Source organism: Phycisphaerae bacterium (assembly GCA_017999985.1).
In the GTDB taxonomy this organism is placed as follows: domain Bacteria; phylum Planctomycetota; class Phycisphaerae; order UBA1845; family Fen-1342; genus JAGNKU01.
Genome location: JAGNKU010000003.1, coordinates 243,117 through 267,398, shown reverse-complemented (window position 1 = coordinate 267,398; position 24,282 = coordinate 243,117). Strand labels below are relative to the sequence as shown.

The window sequence follows — 24,282 nt, the reverse complement described above, 5'->3', positions numbered from 1 at the left end:
CAACATGGGCAACACGATGAACCAGACACCCCGACTCGAACACGGCACGCAGCGCCGCACCGGGTCGAACCTCCTGCGCATCACGACGGTACGGATCGGCGTGCAAGCCGTCATGTTCGCCCTGTTCATCGCGTTTGTTGTCCTGACGACGTTCGCGCAATTGGAGCGCCTGCCCGGCCTGCGGTTCTGGCTCGGCAAGTTCCTGGAGATCGATCCGCTCATTGCCCTGGCGACCGCGCTCACGACGCACGCGATCTACCCCGGCTTGCTGTGGTCGCTCGTGGTTCTGATTCCGACGCTGTTTCTCGGCCGCTTCTTCTGCGGGTGGATCTGTCCCTACGGCACCCTGCATCATTTCGTCGGCTGGTTGTCACGTTCGCGGAGACGTGCCGCCACGACGCCGGCGGACCGTCCGCATCCCAACGACTACCGCGCCAGTCAGCGCCTCAAGTATGCGGTGCTGGCCGGCCTGCTGCTCGCCGCCGCCTGGGGCACGCTGCAGATCGGCCTGCTCGACCCGCTGTGCCTGCTGTACCGCTCCGTCACGGGAGCGGTGCTGCCGGCGGTTGAGCTACCCGTGGCGGGCTGGCGGGGTGAACCACGCTTCTATCGCGGGGCGGAGCTGCTCGGGTTCATGCTCCTGGGGTTGGTCGTCGCCAACCTCGCGTATCCGCGCTTCTTCTGCCGCGTTCTCTGTCCGCTGGGGGCTTTGCTGGGCGTCCTCAGCCGCTGGTCTTGGTGGCGCATCGAGCGCGATCCGGACAAATGTCGCGGCTGCAACCGCTGTCGCCTGCACTGCGAGGGCGCCAGTGACCCGCACGCGAAGCTCCGCAAAGCGGAGTGCCTGGTGTGCTTCAACTGCATCGAGGAATGTCCGGAAGGCGCGCTGCGCTTCGCCGCCTTCGCACCGAGGGCCCACGAGGTGACCGGCCCTGACGCGTCGCGCCGGCAACTGGTCGTCGGCGCGCTGGCCGGCCTGCTGTTCTACCCCTTCGTGCGCACCACCGGCCGCGCCACGCGCGACTTCGCCAGCAGCCTGATCCGCCCGCCCGGAGCCCTGGAAGAGCTGGACTTCCTCGCCCGCTGCCTGCGATGCGAGCAGTGCGCCCGCGTGTGCCCGACCAACGTCATCCAGCCAGCGTGGTTCGAAGCGGGGCTGGAAGGGCTGTGGACCCCCGTGCTCAACTTCCGCATCGGGCATTGCCAGTTGCATTGCACCGCGTGCGGGCAAGTCTGCCCCACCGCGGCCATTCAGCCGATCTCCGTGGCCGAGAAGCTCGGTCACGCCGAATTCGCGGACTGCGGCCCGGTGCGCCTGGGCACGGCCCACATCGATCTCGATCGCTGTTTGCCGCATAGTGCTGGCATCGCCTGCCAGGTCTGCGAAGAAGTCTGCCCGACAAGCCCCAAGGCGATTCACGTCGGGCGGCAACGGCAGCGCCGGGGGCGCGGCGGAGGCGGAGGGGGCGGCGGAGGCGGCCGCCGCGGACAGGGGCGCGAGGCACGCGCCAGCCGTCTGGAAGGCGAACCGTGGTTGGATGAATCCGAGACCGAGTCGGGCGTGCCGACGCCGCGGGTGGACATCGATCTGTGCATCGGCTGTGGCCTCTGTGAGCGCGCCTGCCCGGTGGTCGGGGATCGTCGCGGGATCTATGTCACGGCCGAGGGCGAGACCCGCTCGCAGTCCCAGCCCACCCCGGACCGTAATCGCTCCGTACAGCCGGGCCGGACCATGCGCGCCTGACACCGCGTGCTCGTGTCCGGCAGCGGGCGTCAGGACTGGAACAACACCGAGATACTCGTGCGGTCGTGGATGTTGCGGAGCGCGCGCGCCAGCAGCGGCGCCACCGTGACGACGTGCGCGTTGCGGGGTAGCCGCTCCGGCGGCACCGCCACGGTGTCCGTCAGCAGCAGGCGGTCAATAGGGCTCGCGTCGATCCGGGCCGCGGCCCCTGGAGCCAAGACCCCGTGGGTGACCAGCGCGCAAACGCGCTTGGCGCGCTGCGCCTTCAGGTGCACGGCCGTGGCGACCAGCGTCCCGCCGCTGGTGGTGAAATCATCGACGATCAGCGCGTCCCGGCCGCGCACGTCACCGATAATGCGTCGCACGGCGGCCTGCTCATCGTGGGCGCTGCGGCGCTTCTCGGCGACCGCCGTCTCCGTGCCCAGCACGCGGGCGTAGCTGTTGGCCATGTGGATTGCGCCAGCGTCCGGCGCCACGACGACCCAGTCGCGCGTCACCTTTCGGCGCAGGCGCGCGACGAACGCCGGCAGCGCGTAGAGGTGGTCGACCGGCACGCGGAAGAAGCCCTGGATCTGCGGTGCATGGAGATCGAGCGTGACCACGCGATCCACCCCGGCGGTCTCGAGGCAGTCGGCGCACACCCGGGCGCGCAGGCTGACGCGGGGCTCGTCCTTCTTGTCGCCCTTGCCATAGCTGAAAAAGGGAATCACCGCCGTAACGCTGTCGGCGGAGGCCCGCTTCAGGGCATCCACGTAGAACAGCAGCTCCATGAAGTGGTCATTCACCGGCTGCGTCAGAGACTGCACGACGTACACGTCCTTGCCGCGCACATTTTCGAGTACGCGGACGAACGTGTTGCCCTCGGAGAAATGCCGCGTGTCACACGCGCCGGGCCGCACACCCAGCGCGCGGCAGATGGCACACGTCAGGGCCGGACTGGCAGATCCAGCAAAGACAAGCAAGCTGCGGCGGCGGCCCATGCTGTTGCTCACTTCCTCGGGCACGATACGTAGGACCGAAAACGCGCCTCCTGCGGCCACGGCACGCACCGCACCGCCGCCTCAGCGGATGGCCGCACCGGTCAGTTCGCGTGGCCGCGCGGGTGGTGCCCGGACCATCCCAGCGCGGACTGCGGACTGCCGTCGAGCAGTTCGCGCGCGCAGCGGCTGTCAACCACCAGGCGCGTGATCAGCCGCGGGTCCTGGTTCAGAACCGCCCGCACAATCCGGCTCTGGGGCGCCATGCACTTCGGTTCGGCGCACGGCCCCACCACCAGCAGGACTTCTTTGCCGTCCCGGACAAACCGGCTCAGGTCGGCCAGTTCCATGATGGTCATGGCGCGCCGCTCCGTGTCGCACTCGGCCGGCCCCGTCATCGTCAGCGGTCGCCACAAGATGTCACCCACCACTCCCGACTGTTCCAGTTTCCTGATGTCGGCGGTTGAGCCCCGTACCCACTTGGGCAGCGTGCTGTGCGCGTCGCGCCAGTCGCGCGCCGACGTCACGATGACCGACACTTGCCGCGCGCGATCGAACGACTCGCTCACGCCCTCCAGCGTGCGCAGCTGGTCGAACTGGGCACGCGTGACCACCGGTGGTGTCCGCAGACCGACGAAACCCGTCTCCACCATCATCGCCGCATCCTTCACGAGATAGGCGAAGAACGTGTTTGGATCCGTCGTCGGGTCCTCGATGTCAAAGCCCGCCACCAGCGCGTGAAAGACGATCCGCCGAGGTAGATCTGGCGTCGGCGCGTGCAGCAAGCTGGCGAGGGCTCTGGCCAGATCACGCATGCAGTGTCCGCCAGAAAAGCCGAGGTGCACCTCCTGGCCGGCAAATTTCTGCTGCAGCAACTGGTAAAGCGCCTTGGCGCCGACGCGGGCCACGTCCGGGACCAGCGGACTCTCCACCACCCGCAGGTCCTGCAGCCAGGCGTACTTCGCCGCCAGCGCCTCGCCAAGCACATGCTCGCGCGGCGGCGTGAACTGAATCCAACCGCGCGCGGCGGCCTTGTTGAAGAGCTGATGCGGCACCTCGCGGTTGACCATGATGCCGTCCCGCTCGGCGAGCAGGCGCTTGATGTCCGACGCGGTGTACCCCTGTGAGAAGTAGCCGCAGACCAGAGACATGAGTTCCGTCTCGGTAAGGCCGCCGGGATGGCGCTCCGCGCGCTTGCGTCCGCGCCGCGGCGGCGGTGGCCGGATCGACTCATCGCCCCCCTTCGTCGCCGTCCTGCGTTTTCGCGCCATGAGTTGCGCCTCCTTTCCGGAACATCCGGCGGCCGCCGGCATCCGGCCAGACGCGGCTGATCCGCGGCCCAGCGGGACCAGGCCGCCCTGGGCCCGGATGTTAACCATCATACCATTTGATACAGAAACGTCAACATGGGTCGATTGGTCACCACACTTTGAGGCAAAACCGACCATTCCGTGTTGCCGCGGGCACACCTCTAGGCTGGCGGCGGGAAACTGCAGTGGCCACCCAGACAGCGGGACGCGCGCCGCGCAAAACTGTGCTGTAATATCTTATTTGACAGACGGTTACAAGACTCCATCTTGACAAGCCCCCCTGGTCGCCGTTAAGCTCTATGCTGAAACTAGCCGGGAGTGCCACCGCGACCGGAAACACTGTCTGTGAGAGTTACAGTTATTTTTGCACACTTTAGCACAATTCGGCCACGCAGCGCCCGGCGAATGACCCGGTAACCCAGCGGCCGCGCCACCGGCGCGGCGCCCGCGGTGGCAGCGCCGGCCGCGTACAGGAGCAGGGAAGCATGCACGCCAGTCCGTTGCACTCACGCCACCGGGAGAAGCAGGGTACGCAGTCAGCCCGCTTACACCGGCGGAGCACGCGCGTCAAGCGTTGCCCAGCGCACTCCTCCGACGGCAGGTCCACGTTCCCGACGCACGCGTGGCGCTGGGCTTCCACGTCGGATGCCAGCGCCGACCGGAACCAGGTCCCCTCCCTGAGCGCGAGGTCGAACACATGGAAGCGAACCGACACCGCAGCCCACGTCGTCCATCAGCCCCAGCCGCCAAACACCGTACCTGCGTCATCACGCCCGTCGACCAGCGGCAACTCAAGCGTTCCGTGGAGTGCATCGATACGATCGACGAATTCCTGAGCACCCTGCAATACCAGATCACGGAAACGCCGGCGGTCCCCGCAGTGGAGCATTGCCCCGCCGCGGACCCGTCGGCGCCGCACGTGCCGACGGAGGCCGAACAAGCCGCGCAGAACCACGCACGCCTCGGCGTCGATTGCATTGTCCTGCGCGCCCTCGGCAAGCGCAGGGTGGCCGTGACGATCGGCAAGTTCCCCGAGTTCACCGTCGGACGCGCCGTGGCGGAGACGCTGCGCGCCCTCGCCGCCAACCCGGGGGCAGCCACGACCAGCGACGGGCTGGTGCCGTGGAAACCATACGAAGAACTCGCCTGGTCGATCCAGGCACGCACCGGCAGACGGCCGTCCATCCATGTCCTGAGCAACAACATCTGCCGCCTCCGGCGCGCGCTGGTGCGGGGCGACAGTAATAAGTACCTGGTCCAGACCGACAGACGGGAGCAAGTGGCGCGCTTCGCGCTGACATCCATGGGCCGGATCATTGACGGCGACGAGCCCGCGTGACGCCGTCTCATTCGAAGACCTGGACGATGCGCTCCGCGCACTGCGCGGCGCCCGCCTCGACGCGTGCCACCGCCCGCCGGCACGCGGGCGTCCAGTACGCCGGGCTCGCCACCTCGGGCAGGTTGAAGTAGAAGCCCAGGACGCAGTGATACAGCGGCACGCGCTCCAGGTCCCGGATGGCGTTTCGCGTGCCCAGGAACACGCCGAAGAGCGCGTTCAGCCGTTCGAACTCGGCGCGCGCAACGTCCTCCAGGCGGCTGAGGTCGGGTACGTTTCGCGCGCGGAGGTGCGCGAGCACCCGCGACAGATACGCATTCTCGTAGACCTCGTCGAAAAAGCGCGCGGTCAGCGCCGGAGCGGTACCCAGGTCCGCGGCGACACGATGCAGATCGGCCCCCAGCGTGTAGGCGACCAGTTCCAGCGTCGACCGGAAATGGCCGAGCGAAAAAACCTCCGCGACCCGCAGTGCCAGACGCTGGTCCTCGTACCAGGCCGCGTTGAACACGAGGTTACCAACCGCCTCGAGCACCTCGTCGCAGTCGGCTTCGGGGTCACGTCCGCCGCCGTCCGCGCCGAGCAGCGCCAGCGTCCGGGCCCGCAGCCCGGACAGCCGCAGCGCCACCTGCGGATGGCCGCCCTGCTTGAGCGTCACGAAGCAGGCATCGAGGAAGAAATCATTGCGCGGCGACACGTACATTTCATCCAGCAGGTGATCGGCGCTCCAGTGCCGGCGCACGCGGCCGAGCAAGTAGCAGGGCAACAGGTCCTTGTACTGGTGGATCTCCAGGTGGAGATCCGTGCTGATCCAGTGCAACGCGTCGCGCAGCTCCGCCGGTTTGACCAGCGACACCTTGCGCGGACGCCCGTCCTCGAGCAGCGTGAACTCCTGCGCCAGGAGGTCATTCAGCCGCCCCAGGTCCGCGACACACGCCGCGCCGCTTCTGAACCGGGCTGTCAGTCCATCGACGCGCTCGAGCTGGCGGATCAGCGGGGCCAGCAGCGCCAGCAGCTCGGACTGGCTGCGACGGCGGCGCCTGCTCCAGTAAGTATCATCCCACCGGGGCTCGTCGTCGGAGTCTTTGCGCCACATGGCCGCGTTTTCCTTTCGTGCGCATGTTCTGTACGAGGCCGTGCACGTGTATCCCGATCCGTTCCGCGATCGCGTGTGCGTCCTGCAACTCGGCCGCGGGCACGTGAACCACGTGGTGGGCTTCCGGGAGGTCCACGACGTGCTCGCCCAGCACGACCACCGTGTAGACCAGCCGGAGTTGCTCGCGCAGTGCCCGGATCATCGCGCGGACTTCGGGCAGCGGGCTGTTGTATTGACCATCCGTAATGTTGACGACGTAGACGACCTGGCCGGGCGCCAGCAGCGGCAGCGCTACCCGGATGATGTAGGAAATGCTCCCCACATCGTGATTGCAGCCCTGTCCGCCGAGCGGGAGGCTGGCGATCACCTCCAGCGCGTCCTCACCGCGTGCGCCCGCCGTCTTGCGCGGATGATGCAGCCAGCGCACCAGGGCCCCCCCGGACCCTGACGAGTACTCGGCCGCCAAGACGCGGATGCGCGCCAGCCGCGCGATCTTCAGGAACGCCGCCGTCACGATCTGCCCGGCAAAGCTCGTATGGACGGTATTCGAGCTGCTGCCATCCATGGCCAGCACGACCAGCGGCTCACCGTGATAGTCGGTGACCACGTGCTCGTGCCACTGACGGTACAGCAGCGCGGAAGTGCCGATTCGATGGAGCCGCCGGGCGTCCAGACTGCCCTGGCTGTGGTGCCGGTCGACGGCAAGCTCCTTGCGATTCCCGAACCATTGGAAGCGGCGCAGCTTGCGTTCGATCGGCGCGGCGCCCCGCCGGACGCGGTCCACAATCGCGGCATCCCGGGCGCGCGGCAGAATCTCCTCGGCAATCAGCTCCTCGCGGTTGGTGCCGAACAGCTTCACGCGGTGCTTCTCCGTCGCCAGCTTGTCCTCCATCACCCCCGGCCTGAACAGGCTGGTTTGAATGGTCCGGCTGACCGCGTCCGTGCGCGGCGTCCCCCAGGCGTCATCCTGCGTCGCCGCGGACAACGACTGGCCCAAAGCCTGCAGCAGCATCTGGAGATCGGAGTGGCCGGCGTCGACCCCGGACGGGAGTACCGCCTCCCCGCCCGCACGCGCACAGAGCAGTGCCAGGGGATTCGCAGGCTGATCGATCAGCGGCGGGCCAAGCTCATCGAGCCCGCGCAGCGGGTCCGCCGCGGAAATTTGCAGCGGCCGGCCCTCCCGTGCCAGCGGAACCCGGTTCACATCCTGGGGCGCCGCCGTAGCCGGGTGCTTTTCGTCGGTCGGTGCTGCGGGCGGCGGCAGCAGCGGCAGCAACGCCGTGAGCAGGGCCCGTTGGAGCGCCGCGCCGCGGGCGGGAAGTTCGTGGGCTTCACAATGGTTGAGCGCGGCCGTGTATTCGGCGACCACCGGCGTCAGGGCGTCAAAGACCCGGACGGTCAGGGGGTGCAGTTGCGCCCGCACGGCGGGACGGCTCACCCACCCGGCGAGGCACTCACCGAGATTGACCGCCGCGCAGATGACGTCGCGCAGCAGGGGAAAGCTGAAGTCGTTCATGGCGCAGGCAAACAGGCGGTACGATTCGGCCGCGGTCAGGTTTCGGAAATGTGTCAGATGGTCGAGCACCTGCCGGTAGCCGACCTGCTCCTGCACATACTGAGCCGTACGCGCGAGGGCCGTCGGGTCGACCCGGGCCGCTCTCGGGCCGAGCGTGGCTGAATCCACCGGCGGCAGCGCGCCGGCCTGCAGTTGCGCCAGCGTCTCGGCAATGGCCGTGTGTCCGATGCAGGCGCGGGCGGCGGGATAGCCCGGATACTGCGTGTAGAGCGGCCCTTTCTGTGGCTTGGCTTTCAGGTCCGCCGCCTGGGCCGGACGACCGAGCGCGCAGCTCGCGGCCAGGAGCTGGGCCTCATGGATCTGATTGTCCAGCATTTCTTCCGCATCCACGCGTTTCTTCCAGGACGCCGTGCAGCGCCGCGCATCCGCGATCGAGATTTTGCGCCAGGGTCGGAGAAACGGTTCCCGGTCGTCGTAGTCCCACCGGCTGAACCCTTCGTTGTCAGCGGAGTCGAACTTCGCCACGACGGTCGCTCCTCACAGAATGCCCACGGCTTCCCCGGCGGGCGTGGAACTGGTGACTTTGACGCCGAACACCTGCGCGTAAACGCTCTCCGCGTCATCCAGGTCCTGGTCTGAGCAGTGTCCCAGCAGAGTGTCGAAGACGAGTCGCCGCGAATTGACCTTGTTCAGCCGCTGCAGGCACCCGAGCAGATCGAGCTCGAGATCCAGAGTCGGGGGCAGAATGCTGGCCAGCGCGCCCTCACGCTGCCGGTGCCGGACGGCAGCGGCCAGATTCACGACCTGCTCGATGTGCCGGTCCTTGGCCTGCGGCGCCAGCTCCCGCAGGATGGCCGCTTCCTGTTCGGGCAACAGCGGCCGCAGGTGAATGCGGCGCAGAAAGCGCCGGCCGTACGCATGGTCCAAGTCCCAGATCGCGAACTGCCCGGCCTGGTTCGCCACGTGGTTCGAGTCGGTCACGAACGTCAGGTTATCGAGCTCGAATTCGCGGCCGCGCGGCTCACGGATCGGGTGTTGACCGATGACTTCGAGCCAGGCGCCCTGGATCTTGTCCGAGACTCCGCGCCCCGCCTCGACGATCCAGATCACGAACAGCGTGTCGGGTTGCTGCTCGGCCTCCGCGAGAATCGCCAGGATCGATTGGGCCACCTCGATCGTGGTGAAACTGCGCACCTCGGTCTTGTACCACAGGTCGCGGGGCAGCTCGTGCTCACTGGCGAAGATCCGGAAGCACTTGAGCCCGGGCCACGGACGTTGCCGCAGCCCGCGCACGACCGCGGTGAAGTTGGCGCCGTGCTCCTCGAACAGCAGCGCGTTGAGCAGGTGGGTCTTGCCCGAGCCGGATTCCGAGCTGATGTGCACGGGGGTGCGGTTCTGGATCGCATCCACGACCGAGACCAGGGTGTCGTACTCGCAATAGTACGCCCGGCGCCCGCCCAGCTTGACCAGCGAGCCGCTCGACGCCCTGGCAATGTCAGTGACACTCACGATGGGACGCATCGCTCAACCTTCCTTCCTGCGCACAATCAGCTGGGCGCGCCCGGCGCGCACGACTTCGAGCGCTTGCCCGCGTTCGTCGTTCAATTCGCCCAGCGCCGGCACAATCCACTTGTGAACCTCGTCCATGATCCGCCGCGCGCCACCCGCAAAGTTCGGCATGCTCTCCACAACCAGCGCCGCCGCCTCGTCCGGAACCTCCACGCTGGCGGCACGCGTCGTCCGCGCGACCAGTTGCCGGATCTCGCGCTGCGCCAGCGCGGCGGCCGACTCCGGCGTGAACTCGACATACACGATCGGCTCTCCCACGCGACTCACGAACGCGTAGCCGAGTTCGCGGATCATCCGCTCGCGGACGCGCTCGCAGACTTCCGCCGGGCTGGGCGCGCGCTGGCCGAACCCGAACTGCCGCACCGGCCCGCCCTGGTCGGCGTAGGCGATGTTGGAGGTGTAGATGAAGATCACGCTGCTCAGGCTGCGGATCGTGGCCCCTGAGCCGGCCTGCAAGGTCCCCTCCTGCAGCAGCCGCAGCGAGCAGTCCGTCAGGGCCTGGCGCACGTCCGGCGGCGCGTGATCCAGGTCCGCGATTTCCAGCACCGCGGGGCGCCGCGCAATCCGCGCCAGCGTGCCGTCCTGGTACGACGAGACCAGCCCCGGCGCCGCACCCGTGAGGCTCGCCATCACGGAGTGTGAGCTGCTGTAGCCCGCGGCGTCGATGTAGTGGTACGCGAGGTCGAGATACTCGGCCAGCAACTTGGCGCCAAGACTCTTGCCAGTCCCGGGTGGCCCCGCCTGGAGCACGCGCAGCGGCGCCGTCGGCGGCCGGCTCACCGTCTCCTGAAAGACGCGCGCCGCGAATTCCGCCACCGCCCGGTCCTGACCCACCAGCGCCCGCTTGAGGAACTGCTCAAACGCGTTGCCCCGCAGCCGGTCGTGCAGCCGCTCCTGCAGCCACGGCGGGCGCGGCGTCGCCGAGCCGTCACCCACGGTCCCGAGAGTGTCGCGCGAGCCCGTGAGATCGCACATCTGCCCGTGCAGGCGGTCCGCGAGCTCCGCGTGACCCGGCCCGAGCTTCGCCGCCGTCGCCGCGAGCGGCGTCACGTACCGCTCGTCGAAAGTGCCGTCGGCCTCGGCGGTGATCACATCGACGAGCAGGGCCCCGAGGTCCGGACCCCGGTTCTGTCGGGCGATGCCGTGCCGTCCGAGGGCGCACCACGCCAGATCGACGGGCGCCGCCGGCGCGAGCGTCTCCAGCAACGGGTACAGCGGCGAGAACGTGCGGCCCTGGCCGACGCCCAACGCGCTCTCGAGTTCCTCGCGGGTCCCGTGAAGAATGAGCCCCACATCCAAGCCCCTGAGCTGGTGAAAGAGCGCGTCGAGGTCGCGGCCCATTTCGTATACCGACATGGACGCCCGCAACAGAGAACTGTGCATCGCCAGCACGAGATCGTATGGGCGCATGGCGCACAGCAGCCGCGGCAATTCGTCCACACGCACGACTCCCTTGGGCATGGTGAGTGCTGCGGGAGTCCGCGCTACGATCCGGTCGAGCTCGAGCTGGACGCGCAGCGGCGGCGCCACCAGCGCCAGCGGCAGCCCCGCGCCCAAACGCCGGCCGATGACATCAGCACAACTGCCGGTTCCGGTGTCCGGGTAGGCGCGGGCTTCCAACGGCACGAGGTAGTCGGCCAGCTCCGGCGGGATCTGCGCCTGCGGCGATGGATTGCCAAAACCCGGCAGCGCCCGCAGCGCGGCCCCCGCCTCGCGGACGGCGCGCAGCGCCTGCCGCAGCTTGGTGAGACGCGGCAGATCGAGCGGAGCATTATGCAGCTCCAGCTTCACCGGCAGCTCGAAGCAGCCGTTCCGCGCCTCGATCGGCCCGAAGACCGTGCCGGCCCGGTCCGTGCCCGTCTGCAAGCCGGCAACAATACGCCACAGCTCGACCGCCGCGGCCCTGGTCACACCGGCCGTACTCGCCAGTGTGACGACGAGTTCCAGGCGCTCCCCGCTCAGCTTGAGCGTCGCCGAGCTGATCTCCGGGCCGTTCGCCTGGAAGACCCAGGTGCTATCGCCGTCCGAGCGAGTGACCTGGCAGGCCAGCTCGGTGCACACCACGGCCTGAATCTGCTCCACGGCCTGAGTTTCGATCTGCTTCTTCATCTCGGCATCCGGAACTTTCACATTGCAGTCCTGTCGCGTCGGTATAACAGAAGCGCGGTGTGCCAGGCCGCCGCGAGACGCCCTTCACACGAACACGGTCCATGCAACGCCCCACGCCAGCGGCAGTTACAGATTCCGACCCGGTCCCCGATCACCAACGTCGGCACACGCATCACACGAGCCGCAGCGCGCGCTTTTCACGCCCGACGATGCCCAACACATTGCTGGTCATGGGCTTACACCCGCCTTTCCGTTGTCCCCGCACGCGGCCGCCGGCACGTGAACCTCCACGCCCCGCGTGAACCGCCGCCCCACCGCCATCTGCCGTACGGCACGGACCCTCAGTGCCGCTAACGCCCGACGACCCTGGCTGTCTATCTATGCAGATGCCCGAGCGTTGTTCGGGTAAGTTGCATTGCGGCGCGGCGCCGTCCGCCGTGACACCGGTCTGAGAATCCGCGTGCGACATGGCGACCCGGCCGCGTCGCCGCACCTGACACGCAATCAGGAGTGCTGCCATGCCACGCCTCGCAGCCCTGGTACTCTGCGCCGCGCTGATCGGCCCGGCTGCTCCCGCCACGGTCAATCCCGACGATCAGAACACGCAAGACCCGTCCGTAACCGTCCGCGACATTCCGCCCGTCGAAGCCGAGTGGCCGGCGCCGGCCGAGTGCATCCTGATCGCCGAGAAAGTGCCGTTGGAGCTGCCCAACGCTCAGACACTCGTTCTGTTGGACCACAAGAGCGGTGACCACAGAGTCCGGTACAAGGTGGACGGCATCGAGTACAAGCCCCGCGTGGGCACGACCGTCGCCCTCCCCGGTCGCGACTTCGTGGTGCTGGTCACCTGCACACGATCGAAACTGCCGAAGAAACACTACGGTCGTGACTCGGCGGAGTTCCAGATTGAGTGCGTGCCGCGGCCCGCCCCGGCGGGACCCGCCGATGCCAGGCCGCATTCGCCGACTTCCGAAGCACGCCCGTTGCCGTCCGAGTCGGATGCCGTGGCGCCGCCGCCGGCCTCCGTCCCGCAACCACCCCGCACGGCGGTGGTCCGGCCGCGGTACCGCCCTCGGCCTCCCGTCGAACCGCGTGCCCTGCCCGCGCCCCACTTCGTGATCCTCGCGGAAAAGCGGCCGTTTCGCCTGCCCAACGGCCGGTTGCTCGTGCTCAAGGATCATAAGGTCGGCGACTGCCAGGTTCGTTACGAAGTCGACGGCATCGAGTACCGACCCGCCGTCGACGAGACGCTGGTCTTTCCCGGCCGGCGCTGCTTCGTCCACGTCACGTGCACGCGTTGGAAGCTGCCGAAGAAGTACTTCGGCGCGGACTCCGCCGAGTTTCTGATCGAGTCGTTCCCCGCACCCTGACGACGCACCTGGGCCCTCCGGGTCAAAAGCCAGCCAACGGCCCGCCGCGCTCGCCGGTCGCGCCAGGCACACGCAGCCCCAACACGCTACAATGCCGCCGTTCGACGTCGGGCAGTTGCTGCGCCTCGACGGTCAGGTGGTCAAACGGAACCAGGCTGGGCGCATATGACACGTCGGCTTCGTCACGGCTGGATCAGCCTCGTGAGCACGCTGTTGGTCGGCACAACCTGGGCGGCGGACGAGCCCAAGGTGCTGCTCAACGAGGGTGAGTTTCGCGATCGCGTCTTCGCCTGCTGGCTTGGCAAGAACATCGGCGGCACGTTGGGCATGCCCTTCGAGGGCCAACGCGGGCCGCGCAGCATTACCTTCTATACCGACCTCAAACCCGGCGAGCCCGCCGCCAACGACGATCTCGACCTGCAGTTGCTCTGGCTGCGCGCCATGCAGGACCACGCCGGTCGGGTCGACGCGCGCATTCTCGGCGAATACTGGCTGAAGTACGTGCCGGTGGACTGGAACGAGTACGGCGTGGGCAAGCGGAACATGCGCCTGGGGCTGCTGCCGCCGCTGTCCGGGGAGTACGACAACGCGCGCTGGAAGCACAGCAACGGCGCGTGGATTCGTTCCGAGCTCTGGGCGTGCCTGGCACCGGGCTGCCCGGTGCTCGCCGCTCAGCTCGCCCGCGAGGATGCTTGCGTCGACCACGGGGCTGCGGAAGGCACGCTCGCCGAGATCTTCACCGCCGCCGTGGAAAGCGCGGCGTTCGTCGAGCGCGACCGCGACAAGCTCCTGGACATCGGGCTCGCAATGATCCCGCGCGAGAGCCAGGTCGCCAGCGCGATTCGCGCGGCCATCGCAGCCCGGCAGGCCGGCAAGGACTGGCAGGCGGCGCGGCAGGACGTGATCGACGCCAGCGAGGCGACGGGGTGGTTCCAGGCACCGCGCAACCTGGGATACGTGGTTCTGGGCTGGCTTTACGGGGAGGGAGATTTCGGCCGGAGCCTGTGCCGCGCGGTGAACTGCGGCGATGACACGGACTGCACGGGTGCGACCCTGGGTGCGCTCTTCGGTATCCTCGAAGGCACCAGGGGCATCCCGGAACGCTGGAGTGAGCCGGTGGGCCTGAAGATCAAGACGGTCGCCATCAGCGGTTTCCGGCACCCGGAGGACATCAACACGCTGACCGACCAGACCGTGGCGATGACCAAGGTCGTGCTGGCGCACCACCATGCTCCCGTGGCGCTCACCGAGGGTCCCACGGACATGCGCCGCGTCGCTGAGTTGACGCTCCGGGATCCGGTCGCCGCCAAGTCGCTCTGGGAACTGTCGCCCTACCAGGTGGTGTGGAGCGAGCCGGATCTGGGGGTGGTCGTGGATTACATCAGCGCGCCAGTGATCGCGCCCGCAAACGCGCGTCCGCTGCGGGTCAGCGTTCACAACCGGAGCCGTGAGCCCCGGGCGTTGAACGTCGCGCTGCGCGATCTGCCAGCGGATTGGACCCTCACGGGCCTCCCGCAGCGCGCGCTGGCCGTCGGGCCGGGCGCATCCGCCGATTTCACGCTGACGTTTACGGCCCCGGCGCCCGAGTTGCGTGCCTATCCGATGAAGCTGGAGATCGGTGACACCAACGGCCGAGTCAGCATCCCGGTCACCCTCATCCGCCCGGACGAGATCGGGCCGGACGACCTGGCGCTGGCATCCAAGGGCGCACAGGTGACCTGCAACAGTGAGTACGCAGCCGAAGCGCCGTGCGCTCACAAAGTCATTGACGGTCTGAAGGCCACGCCCGAGGACTTCTCCAACCGCTGGCATTCTTCGCTGACGACGCCACACCCGCACTGGCTGCAAATCAAGCTGCCGCAAGCCGCCGCGCTCGGCCGCGTCGTCATTCGCTTCGCCGATCCCGCGGATTACCCGACCAGTTTCCAGGGCTTCGTGCTGCCGGTCGGTGCAACCGAGCTGCAGGAGGTGTTCAACGTGCCGGAAAACGCGGAGCCCGGCGTGTATCGTGCGCAGATCGCACCGGTCGTGACCGACACGTTCCGACTCGTGATCCGCAGTTCGGCCAACCCGGCGCTGCCCAATGCGGCGCAGATCAGCGAGATCGAGCTGTATCCACCCGCGGAGTAAGCGCTGCGCAGCTCCGGTCGCGCGGCCCGCAGCCTCTGACGAGCGCGCCCCACAGCCATGAACAGCCTGGAACGATATCTGGCGATGCTCCGCGGCGGCGTGCCGGATTGTGTGCCGCGCACACCGATCCTGATGCGGTTTGCGGCCGAGTACATCGGGTCGAACTACGGTGCCTTTGCGTCCGACTATCGCACGCTCGTGCGCGCCAACGCCGCATGCGCGCGTGACTTCGGCTTCGACCAGTTGAGCTGCATTTCCGATCCGTATCGGGAGACCGCGGGGTTTGGTGCCCGCATCACCTTCGTCCGCGACGGCGTGCCACGCGCCACGCAGCCGCTGGCAGACTCAAAAGACCTCGCGCGCCTGAGCCGCCCGGACCCGCTGACTTCCACGCGCATGCGCGACCGCATCGAGGCCGTCCGCGCGTACCGGTCACAATTCGGTGACCAGTACTCGATCCTCGGCTGGATCGAAGGGCCGGCCGCCGAGGCGGCTGACCTGCGCGGCGTCACGGCGTTCCTGGTCGACCTCCTGAAGGATCCCCCCTTCGCCGCCGCGCTGCTGGACCGGTGCGTCGAAGTCGCCGTCGCGTTCGCCCGTGTCCAGGTCGATGCCGGTGCCGACACCATCGGCATCGGCGACGCCATCGCCAGCCAGGTTTCGCCGCGCGTGTACGAAACGCTGATCCAACCCCGCGAGAAACGCCTGGTATCCGCCATTCAGCAGTTCGGCGCCTTCGTCAAGCTGCACATCTGTGGCGACATCACGCACCTGCTGCCCGGCATCGCCAACCTCGGCGTCGACATCCTCGACGTGGACCACCTGGTGGACCTGGCAACCGTCCGCACCCACGTCGGCCCGCGCACCGCTCTGACAGGCAACATCGATCCGGCGGCGGGTGTCCTGCGCGGCACTCCCGCCACGATCCGCCAGACCCTCGCTGCCGCCTATGACCAGGTCGGCAACCCTTACTTGGTGAACGCCGGCTGTGAGATCCCCAGTGGCACACCGCCCGAGAACCTCCGCGCCCTGTGCGAACCACTGCCCTACCGTCCCGGGTGAACCGGCGCGCCCGAGGCCGGCGAGAGTCGGTCGCCACGGGTGCGCGCGTGGCATTCATTGCACTATTGTAACATTCAATGACATTCTGATTGCCTTTCCGATCCACGCGCGACACAGTGGCTTGCGCACCGCCGACTCGTGCGGCTGAATGTGCCTGTGCACGGGACCACCGCGCCGTGCTCGCCATGGCACCGGCGGTTCTGACGCCGCCGCTGCTCCCGCGGCAACTCGGAACCGCCCCGTCGTCGGTGCCTGCCAAGGAGGTTGAGGATGCGCGGGATGAGTTCACGCCGTGGTTTGCTGCTCGCGCTGCTGCTGCTCCTGCCGCCGGCCAATGCGGTGGGCGATGAACCGCGGGACCTGACCAGCAACCCGACACTTTACGTTGTGGGCTACGCGCATCTCGATACGCAGTGGCGCTGGACTTACGCCGCCACTATCGGCGAGTACATCCCCAACACGATGTACGACAACTTCGACCTTATCGAGGACTATGCGGACTACATTTTCAACTTCAGCGGGGCCAACCGCTATCGCATGATGAAGGAGTACTACCCGGCCGCGTTCGCGACCGTCCAGCAGTACGTCGCCGCCGGCCGCTGGTTCCCGGCCGGGTCCTCGATGGAAGAGTGCGACGTCAACGTCACGGGGGCCGAGTCCATCATCCGCCAGGTGCTCTACGGGAATCACTTCTTCCGCAGCGAACTGGGCACGGCCAGCTCTGAATTCATGTTGCCGGACTGCTTCGGCTTTCCGGCGTCGCTGCCGAGTCTGCTGGGCCACTGCGGTCTGATCGGCTTTTCGACGCAGAAGCTGTCGTGGGGTTCGGCCGTCGGTATCCCCTTCAACGTGGGCGTATGGGACGGTCTGGACGGTACGCCGATCATCGCTGCTTTCAACCCCGGCAGCTACAGCGCCTGCGTCGACCACGATCTGAGCTACGATGCAGGCTGGCTCGCGCGGATCAACGCCAACGGGGCGGCGTCCGGTGTTTACGCCGACTACCACTACTTCGGCGTGGGCGACGTAGGCGGGGCGCCGAGCGCGGATTGTGTGCAGTGGGTCGAGACGAGCGCAAACGGCACGGGGCCGGTAGACGTGATCTCATCCACCGCCGAGCAGATGTTCCTCGACATTCCGCCCGCCTACATGGCCACGCTGCCGCACTACCAGGGCGATTTGCTGCTCACTGAGCACTCCGCCGGCTCGATCACGTCGCAGTGCTACATGAAGCGCTGGAACTTCAAGAACGAGCGGCTGGCCGACGCGGCCGAACGGGCCGCGGTCTTCGCCGACTGGCTGGGCGGCCCCGCCTATCCGCAGAAGCGGCTGAACGACGCCTGGACGCTGGTCCTTGGCGGGCAATTCCACGACATTCTGCCCGGAACGAGCCACCCGAAGGCGTACGAGTACTCGTGGAACGATGAAATCATCGCCCTCAACCAGTTCGCGTGCGTCGTGGACAGCTCGATCGGGGCCATCGCCACCGGCCTGGACACGGAGGCCACCGGCGTGCCGCTGGTCGTCTACAACCCGCTGTCCATCACGCGCGAAGATGTGGTCGAAGCGCGCATCGCCTGGCCCGGCGTCTTGCCAACCGCGGTGCGCGTGCTCAACCCGTCCGGCGTAGAGGTGCCGTCGCAGATCGTGAGCGCGGCTGACGGCGAACTGAGAATCCTTTTCCTGGCGACCGTGCCGTCGGTCGGCCTCGCCGTATACGACGTGCAAGCCGCAGCCACTGCCGCGACGTCAACGCTCTCCGTCACCACATCGTCGCTCGAGAATGCGCGCTACATCATCACGCTGGACGGCAACGGCGACGTGGCGAACATCTACGACAAGACGGCGGGGCGCGAACTGCTGACGGCACCGGCGCGCCAGGCGTTCTCGCACGACTTCCCCGCGGCGTGGCCCGCCTGGAACATTGATTGGGAAGACGCGCAGCAGCCGCCACAGGCGTACGTCTCCGGGCCGGCGACCGTGCAGATCATCGAGAACGGCGCGGCCCGCGTCGCCCTGCAGGTGACGCGCGACAGCCAGGGCTCGCATTTCGTCCAGACGATCCGACTGGCGGCCGGCGGCGCGGCCAACCGCGTCGAGTTCGCCAACACGATCGACTGGATGAGCTCGATCTGCAACCTCAAAGCCGTCTTTCCGCTCACCGTCGCCAACCCCAATGCCACGTACAACTGGGAAGTGGGCACACTCCAGCGCGGCAACAACAACGCCAGCAAGTACGAAGTGCCCGCGCACCAGTGGTTCGACCTGACCGCCGCGAACGGGACCTACGGCGTCACGGTGCTGAGCGACTGCAAGTACGGCTCGGACAAGCCCGACGACCACACGCTCCGACTCACGCTGGTCCGCACGCCGGGCGCGGCCGGCGGCTACGAGGACCAGGCCACGCAGGACTGGGGTCGGCACGAAATCCTCTACGGGCTCACCGGGCACGTCGGCGACTGGCGCGCGAGCCAAACCGATTGGCAAGCCTTGCGCCTGAGTCAGCCGCTGATCGCCTTCCAGACTACAGCGCATAGTGGGGCCCTCGGACGCTGGCTTTCGCTGCTGACTGTCAATCATTCCCGGGTGCGCGTCATGGCCGTCAAGAGGGCTGAGGACAGCGACGAAGTGATCGTGCGGCTCGTCGAGCTCAGCGGCCAGCCGGCCACCAACGTGCACGTCTCGCTGCCCACGGCCATCGCCGCGGCACGCGAGGTCGATGGCCAGGAACAGCCAGTCGGCGCAGCGACCGTGATGAATGGTGCGCTCGTCACAAACCTGAATCCCTACCAGCTCCGCGCCTTCGCGCTGACGCCCGGTGCCCCGCCGACGCAATTGCCGGCTATTGAGCAACAGGTGGTAGCGCTGCCCTACAACCGTGCCGTGACCAGCAGCGACGGCCAGTCGGCCACGGACGGTTTCGACGACGGCGGACGCTGCCTCCCCGCTGAAATGCTCGCCGACGAAATCGACTATCGCGGCATTACGTTCGCGCTCGGTCCGGTCGCCGGCGGCCAGTTGAATGCGGTGACGTGCGCCGGGCAGAGCATCACCCTGCCGACCGGCACGTACAACCGACTCTACCTGCTCGCAGCCGCGACCAACGGCGATCGGACCGCAACATTCGCTGTTAACGGCACTCCCATGCACCTGACGATCCAGGATTGGAGCGGCTACATTGGGCAGTGGGACAACCGCCTCTGGGACGGCGGTGTCCAGGAAGTCGCTTTCTCGTGGCCGTGGCCCTATGTGGGCCTCGATCCGGCGTACATCCGGCCCGATCCCGTGGCGTGGTTCTGCTCGCATCGCCACACGCCTGCCGGCGTGAACGAGGTATACACTTACTGCTATCTCTTCGGCTATACACTGGACCTGCCGCCCGGCGCGACCACGTTGACGCTGCCGATGGACGACCACGTTCAGATCCTGGCGGCGACCGCGGCGTACGACCCCGCGACCGGCACCTTCCCGGCTCAACCGCTGCTGGATGAGCTGCAGCGCAACGTCGCGGCAAAACCGATCATGACGCCGCTGGCCGCGACCGGTTGGAACCGCGACGTCATCGTCGAGCGCACCGCCGTCCCGCCGCTGGGCAACTTCGCGGCGTCCTTCGACGTGCGCAACGGATACGCCTATTACGAGCGGGGTCTGCCCGGCTCCGTGAAGGGTCTGCCGCAGGGCGGAGATTTCGTCAGCCGCGTGGACGGGACTACGCAGGGGCAATTGCAGTCATACGACGCGCCGAACGTGCTCATGCTGGATGCGGCCACGCCGACCGGCACGCTCACGCTGGACGCCGCAGCCCAGCGGCCGTATGAGCGGCTGGCCATCTTCGCGGCCTCGACGAACGCGTCATCGAGCTCCGTCGGGACGGTGACGATCACGTTCACCGACAACACCGCGTCCGACGCGTTGACGTACAAGGGCTATGACTGGTTCTTTGTCATCAGCAGCAACGGCCTGTACGATCTCGGCCGCGTGCGACTGGCCAGCGCCAGCTTCGAGGACGATTCCAACGGCAACCCGCGGATTTACCAGACAACGCTGGACCTGGCAGCGCTGGGCCTGCACACGAAACCGGTCCGGAGCCTCACGTTCCAGTTGGCCAGTGGAAACGACTCGGGCCGGACCACGGGCATCTTCGCGCTCAGCGGGGCGCGCGTCGCGTTGCCAGGCGATCTGAACTGTGACGGTGCGGTCAACTTCGCCGACATCAACCCGTTCGTGCTCTACCTGTCGAACATCTCGGCCTGGCGGACAGCGTACGCGGACTGCCCACCCACGGTCGGCGACATCAACGGCGATGGCCTGTTCCCGTCATTCAGCGACATCAATCCGTTTGTCGTGCTGCTGGCCGGCCGCGACAGCGCGAGACCCCAGGAGTGAATCACGACCACGTGCAGTCGTCCCTGGTGTTCGCCACCGTTCACACTAACTCGGCCCTGAACGCTCCGACGTCGGTTCGTTTTCGAGCTCCGCGTCGTCGAAGCCGGCCACGCGCAGTGCTTCCCGTAGCGAGGTCGTGCCGTCGGCCACGCGCCGCAAGACTTCGGACGCCAACGGTTCCATTCCTTCACTACTGAGGCGCTCGCGAATCACGTGCTCGGGTGGGTCCCCAGCCAGCCATTCGCTGTGGGACTGATCGAAGACGCCGACCTGGAAGACGCCCGTACGACCACGGAAGCCCGACTGACCGCACTGCACACAGCCCTGCTCAACGCGGACTGTCTGGGGAACAGGCAAGCCCGCCTGCTCGTACCGGCGCCGTTCCGCCGCGCCGGGGGCGCGCGTTTCCGCACAGTGCACACACACCTTGCGCACCAGATTCTGCGCGAGCACCATCCGCAGCGACGACGCCAGCACGTAGGCCGGCACACCGAGGTAGCGCATGGCCGCCACCGCCGCAGCCGCGTCCCGGGCATGGATCGTGGCGAGCACGAGACGTCCCGCGAGTGCCGCGCGCGCCGCGACGATGGCTGACTCGGCGTCTCGGATCTCGCCGATCATGAGCACATCCGCATCCATGCGCAGCAGGGTGCGCAGTCCTTCTTTCATGGTGATGCCACGTTTCTCGTCGACTTCGAGCTGTCGCACCAGGGGCAGATCAAACTCGATCGGATCCTCAATGGAGGCCGCGACCTGGCCGCGCAGATCCTCCAGATCCGTCAGGGCGTAGAGCGTCGTTGTCTTGCCGGAGCCGGTCGGACCGGCGATGAGAATGAGACCGTGCGGCCAGCGCATCACCTTGCGCACGGCCTCCAGTTGCGCAGGACGCAAGCCCAAGTGTTCCATGTGCCGCCAGTCCTCGGGCCGGGTCAGCACGCGCAGGTGGGCCGACTCGTTCCGCGGCGCCTCCGGGATCAGCGTCACGCGGATGTCCCGCACGCGCTGCCCGTCACTCCAGCGGAACTGCCCTTCCTGGGGACGCCGAGTCGCCTCAAAATCCAGGCTGGCGGCGATCTTCAACTGGTTCAGCAGCCGCCGGGCCTGCTCAGAATCCAGCGTCATGGGCTGACGGATCACGCCATCGACACGGTATCTGACGGCGGCGTACTCGCCCCACGTATCGACGTGAACGTCGGTCGCGTCCTGCGCAACCGCATCCTTCAACACGCCAGCGAGCGGCTCGGCCAACTCGGGAGCGGACCGGCCGGACCGGTCCGCGATGTTCGGTAGGTTCTGAAGCTGGGTCATGGTCGTCATTCGCTCCATTTCATCTGGTCATTACGGTCACGAGGCCGATCGCCGCACCTCATCAAGCGGCACGGCGGCCGTGGAAACCCATTTCCTCGGCCTGCTTCAGCAGGGCGGCGATCCGCTTTTCCGGTGCGGGGTGCGTGCTGAACAACGACGCCATGCCGCGCGCCGACAGCGGCTGGACAATGAAGAGACTGTTGAACGCCGGGTTCACGTCGGTGGGCACGCGCTGGTTGGCGGTGCTTAGCCGCTGGAGCGCGTCGGCCAGCTTGCGCGGATCGCCACAGAGTTCGGCGCCCAGGGCATCCGCCGCATACTCCCGCTGCCGCGAGATCGCGAGCTGGATCAACAAAGCAGCGACCGGGGCCAGTAGTACGGCCGCCAGCGCACCCACCGCACCCAGCGGGCTCTGGTGCTCGCGGCCGCCGCCGAGGAACATCAGCGAATAGCCCGCATAGCTAATCAGCCCGCCCAACACCGCCGCGACCGTCGTGATCAGCACGTCGCGATTCCGGATGTGGGCGATCTCATGCGCCAGCACCGCCTCGATTTCCCGTTGCGGGAAACCCCGCAGCATGCCGGCCGTGATCGCCACGGCCGAGTTCTGCGGGTTGCGACCGGTCGCAAACGCGTTCGGGGCCGGTTGCGGGCACACGTACACACGCGGGGTCGGGATTCCGGCCCGCAGCGCCAAACGCTCGACGGCATCGACCAGCCACGGCGCTTCGGCGCGGCTGACCGGCTGGGCCTGCATGGCGGTCAGCGCGATGCGGTCAGAGAACCAGTACGCGACGAGGTTCCCGAGGCCGCCGAAGACCAGCCCCAGCAGGAGCCCCTGCGGGCCACCCAAAACGTGTCCCACCAGCATGCACAGGCCAATCAATGCAGCGAGCAGTACAGCGGTCTTCATCTGATTAAGCGTGCTCATGTCGCACTCCCTCGTTTGTTTGCGGTTCCAGTCACGCGGCGTCCGTGTGGTCGCCGCCGCCGCGGCGCCCAAGCTCGCGCTGCCGATTGGCCGCGTCACGGATGCGGCGCGCGGCGCGCTCCAGCCCGCGGCTGACGGCGGCGAGCGGCTCGACATCCACGACCTCCGCGACCACCGGCGGCAGCCCGCCCAGCACCACGTGAATCGTGCAATGCTGATCCCGACCGCCGCGCGGCCCATTCGTGTCAACCAGCAGAATCTCGGTCCGACGAATGCGGTGGCCGAAGCGCCCGAGCGCAAAGTGGACACGCCGCTCGATGGCGTTAGTCTCCACCGGGGTCAGCTTCGTCCCGAAGCTCTTCAGGTGCAGTCGCATCGGTCAGCTCCTTGAACGGCCCGGGGTCGCCTCCCCGGGCATCGCACTTCGAGTATTGCCGCGCCGCGATTCATAGACAAATAGAAAGAGAGACGCTTGCTTATAGATTCGGTCGATATACACTGTGCGGCATGGAATGGCCCAACTTCCACCACTTGCTGTACTTCTGGACCGTGGCCCGCGAGGGCAGCATCCTGGCGGCTAGCACCAAGCTCTACGTCTCGCAGCCGACCATCTCCGCGCAAATCAAGGCCCTGGAGCGCTCCTTCGGCCAGCCGCTCTTCACGCGCCGGGGCCGACGCCTCGAGCTGACGGAACTGGGCCACGTCGTGCTGCGCTACGCCGATGAGATCTTCACGCTCGGGCGTGAGCTGGCGGAGACGGTCCGCGGGCGACCGGCGGGGCGCGCCCTGCGCTTCGTCGTGGGCGTGGCCGACGTGGTACCGAAGTTGATCGCGTATCGCTTGCTCGAGCCGGCGCTGGAGCTGCCGGAACCGGTCGAGCTGCTCTGCCGGGAGGGCAAGTCCGAGCAACTGCTGGCGGCCCTCGCGGTCCACGATCTGGATGTCGTCCTCACCGATGCGCCCCTCGGGCCCAACGCGAACATCCGGGCGTTCAGTCACCTGCTGGGGGAGTGCGGCCTGATCGTGTTCGGCGTGGCCGCGCTGGCCCGCAAGTACCGCAAGGAATTCCCCCGCTCACTGCGGGACGCACCGCTGCTCCTGCCATCCGAGGTTTGCACGACGCGCCGGGCCCTCAACCAGTGGTTCTTCGCCCAGGACCTCATGCCGCGGGTCGTGGGACAGTTCGACGACAGTGCGCTACTGAAGGCCTTCGGGCAGGCGGGCCGCGGCCTGTTTTTCGCCCCGGCGGCCATCGCCAGCGAAATCGAGCAGCAGTACGGTGTCGAGCAGGTCGGAGTGGTAAACCAGGTCCGCGAGCGCTTCTACGCGATCTCGGTCGAGCGCCGGGTCCGGCATCCCGCGGTGATGGCCATTTCCGGCGCCGCCAAACGCGAGTTGTTCCGCTAGCCCCGCCCGGAACGGGCACCCCGCGCCATATAAA

General features: G+C 67.5%; 17 protein-coding genes. 7 read left to right on the top strand and 10 right to left on the bottom strand.

From position 1 onward, the window contains the following. Positions 1-4 precede the first annotated feature (4 nt). Positions 5-1,744 carry a 4Fe-4S dicluster domain-containing protein gene (locus KA383_06250; protein MBP7745717.1) on the top strand — a complete coding sequence of 580 codons (1,740 nt, stop codon included), beginning with the start codon at positions 5-7 and terminating at the stop codon, positions 1,742-1,744. Between the two features lie 29 nt (positions 1,745-1,773). On the opposite strand, the gene KA383_06245 is transcribed toward KA383_06250, so the two are convergent. Both KA383_06245 and KA383_06240 read right to left on the bottom strand, forming a co-directional pair. Continuing rightward, positions 1,774-2,724, bottom strand: a complete 951-nt coding sequence (locus tag KA383_06245; GenBank protein MBP7745716.1) for a ribose-phosphate pyrophosphokinase — start codon at positions 2,722-2,724, stop codon at positions 1,774-1,776. Positions 2,725-2,825: 101 nt separating this feature from the next. Next, positions 2,826-3,992 carry a hypothetical protein gene (locus KA383_06240; GenBank protein MBP7745715.1) on the bottom strand — a complete coding sequence of 389 codons (1,167 nt, stop codon included), beginning with the start codon at positions 3,990-3,992 and terminating at the stop codon, positions 2,826-2,828. Positions 3,993-4,728: 736 nt separating this feature from the next. On the opposite strand from KA383_06240, the gene KA383_06235 reads away from it, so the two are divergent. Further along, positions 4,729-5,370, top strand: coding sequence for a hypothetical protein (locus KA383_06235; GenBank protein ID MBP7745714.1), 642 nt, complete (start codon positions 4,729-4,731; stop codon positions 5,368-5,370). 7 nt (positions 5,371-5,377) lie between these two features. Here the strand turns inward: KA383_06235 and KA383_06230 are convergent, their stop codons facing one another. Genes KA383_06230 through KA383_06215 form a run of 4 tightly spaced genes read right to left on the bottom strand, consistent with a single transcriptional unit; the run spans position 5,378 to position 11,654 of the window. Next, positions 5,378-6,460 carry a hypothetical protein gene (locus tag KA383_06230; protein MBP7745713.1) on the bottom strand — a complete coding sequence of 361 codons (1,083 nt, stop codon included), beginning with the start codon at positions 6,458-6,460 and terminating at the stop codon, positions 5,378-5,380. Further along, positions 6,420-8,501, bottom strand: a complete 2,082-nt coding sequence (locus tag KA383_06225) for a VWA domain-containing protein (GenBank protein ID MBP7745712.1) — start codon at positions 8,499-8,501, stop codon at positions 6,420-6,422. Before KA383_06225 ends, KA383_06230 begins: the two co-directional genes overlap by 41 nt. Before the next feature lie 12 nt (positions 8,502-8,513). Continuing rightward, positions 8,514-9,497, bottom strand: a complete 984-nt coding sequence (locus KA383_06220; protein ID MBP7745711.1) for a hypothetical protein — start codon at positions 9,495-9,497, stop codon at positions 8,514-8,516. A 3-nt stretch (positions 9,498-9,500) separates the two neighbouring features. Next, complete coding sequence (locus KA383_06215) at positions 9,501-11,654, bottom strand: ATP-dependent Clp protease ATP-binding subunit (protein ID MBP7745710.1); 2,154 nt, start codon at positions 11,652-11,654, stop codon at positions 9,501-9,503. A 518-nt stretch (positions 11,655-12,172) separates the two neighbouring features. Here KA383_06215 and KA383_06210 point away from each other — a divergent pair. After that, entirely contained in the window at positions 12,173-13,024 is an 852-nt protein-coding gene (locus KA383_06210; GenBank protein MBP7745709.1) for a hypothetical protein, read from the top strand. 22 nt (positions 13,025-13,046) lie between these two features. Here the strand turns inward: KA383_06210 and KA383_06205 are convergent, their stop codons facing one another. Further along, complete coding sequence (locus tag KA383_06205; GenBank protein MBP7745708.1) at positions 13,047-13,196, bottom strand: hypothetical protein; 150 nt, start codon at positions 13,194-13,196, stop codon at positions 13,047-13,049. A gap of 29 nt (positions 13,197-13,225) precedes the next feature. On the opposite strand from KA383_06205, the gene KA383_06200 reads away from it, so the two are divergent. The 3 genes from KA383_06200 (at position 13,226) to KA383_06190 (ending at position 20,602) form a co-directional block, all read left to right on the top strand. Next, the gene (locus tag KA383_06200) at positions 13,226-15,154 is read left to right on the top strand and encodes an ADP-ribosylglycohydrolase family protein (GenBank protein ID MBP7745707.1); all 1,929 of its coding nucleotides are present in this window, start codon (positions 13,226-13,228) and stop codon (positions 15,152-15,154) included. Positions 15,155-15,211: 57 nt separating this feature from the next. Then, entirely contained in the window at positions 15,212-16,216 is a 1,005-nt protein-coding gene (locus KA383_06195) for a uroporphyrinogen decarboxylase family protein (protein ID MBP7745706.1), read from the top strand. A 279-nt stretch (positions 16,217-16,495) separates the two neighbouring features. Further along, complete coding sequence (locus KA383_06190; protein ID MBP7745705.1) at positions 16,496-20,602, top strand: alpha-mannosidase; 4,107 nt, start codon at positions 16,496-16,498, stop codon at positions 20,600-20,602. Positions 20,603-20,647: 45 nt separating this feature from the next. On the opposite strand, the gene tadA is transcribed toward KA383_06190, so the two are convergent. The 3 genes from tadA to KA383_06175 are packed head-to-tail and all read right to left on the bottom strand — an operon-like array spanning position 20,648 to position 23,217. After that, positions 20,648-21,919: a Flp pilus assembly complex ATPase component TadA gene (gene tadA, locus KA383_06185; protein ID MBP7745704.1), complete on the bottom strand. Its 1,272-nt coding sequence runs from the start codon at positions 21,917-21,919 to the stop codon at positions 20,648-20,650. Positions 21,920-21,971: 52 nt separating this feature from the next. Then, complete coding sequence (locus KA383_06180; protein ID MBP7745703.1) at positions 21,972-22,841, bottom strand: M48 family metalloprotease; 870 nt, start codon at positions 22,839-22,841, stop codon at positions 21,972-21,974. Positions 22,842-22,872: 31 nt separating this feature from the next. Continuing rightward, the gene (locus KA383_06175; protein MBP7745702.1) at positions 22,873-23,217 is read right to left on the bottom strand and encodes a hypothetical protein; all 345 of its coding nucleotides are present in this window, start codon (positions 23,215-23,217) and stop codon (positions 22,873-22,875) included. A gap of 131 nt (positions 23,218-23,348) precedes the next feature. On the opposite strand from KA383_06175, the gene nhaR reads away from it, so the two are divergent. Then, positions 23,349-24,248: a transcriptional activator NhaR gene (gene nhaR / locus KA383_06170; GenBank protein MBP7745701.1), complete on the top strand. Its 900-nt coding sequence runs from the start codon at positions 23,349-23,351 to the stop codon at positions 24,246-24,248. Positions 24,249-24,282: the final 34 nt, after the last annotated feature.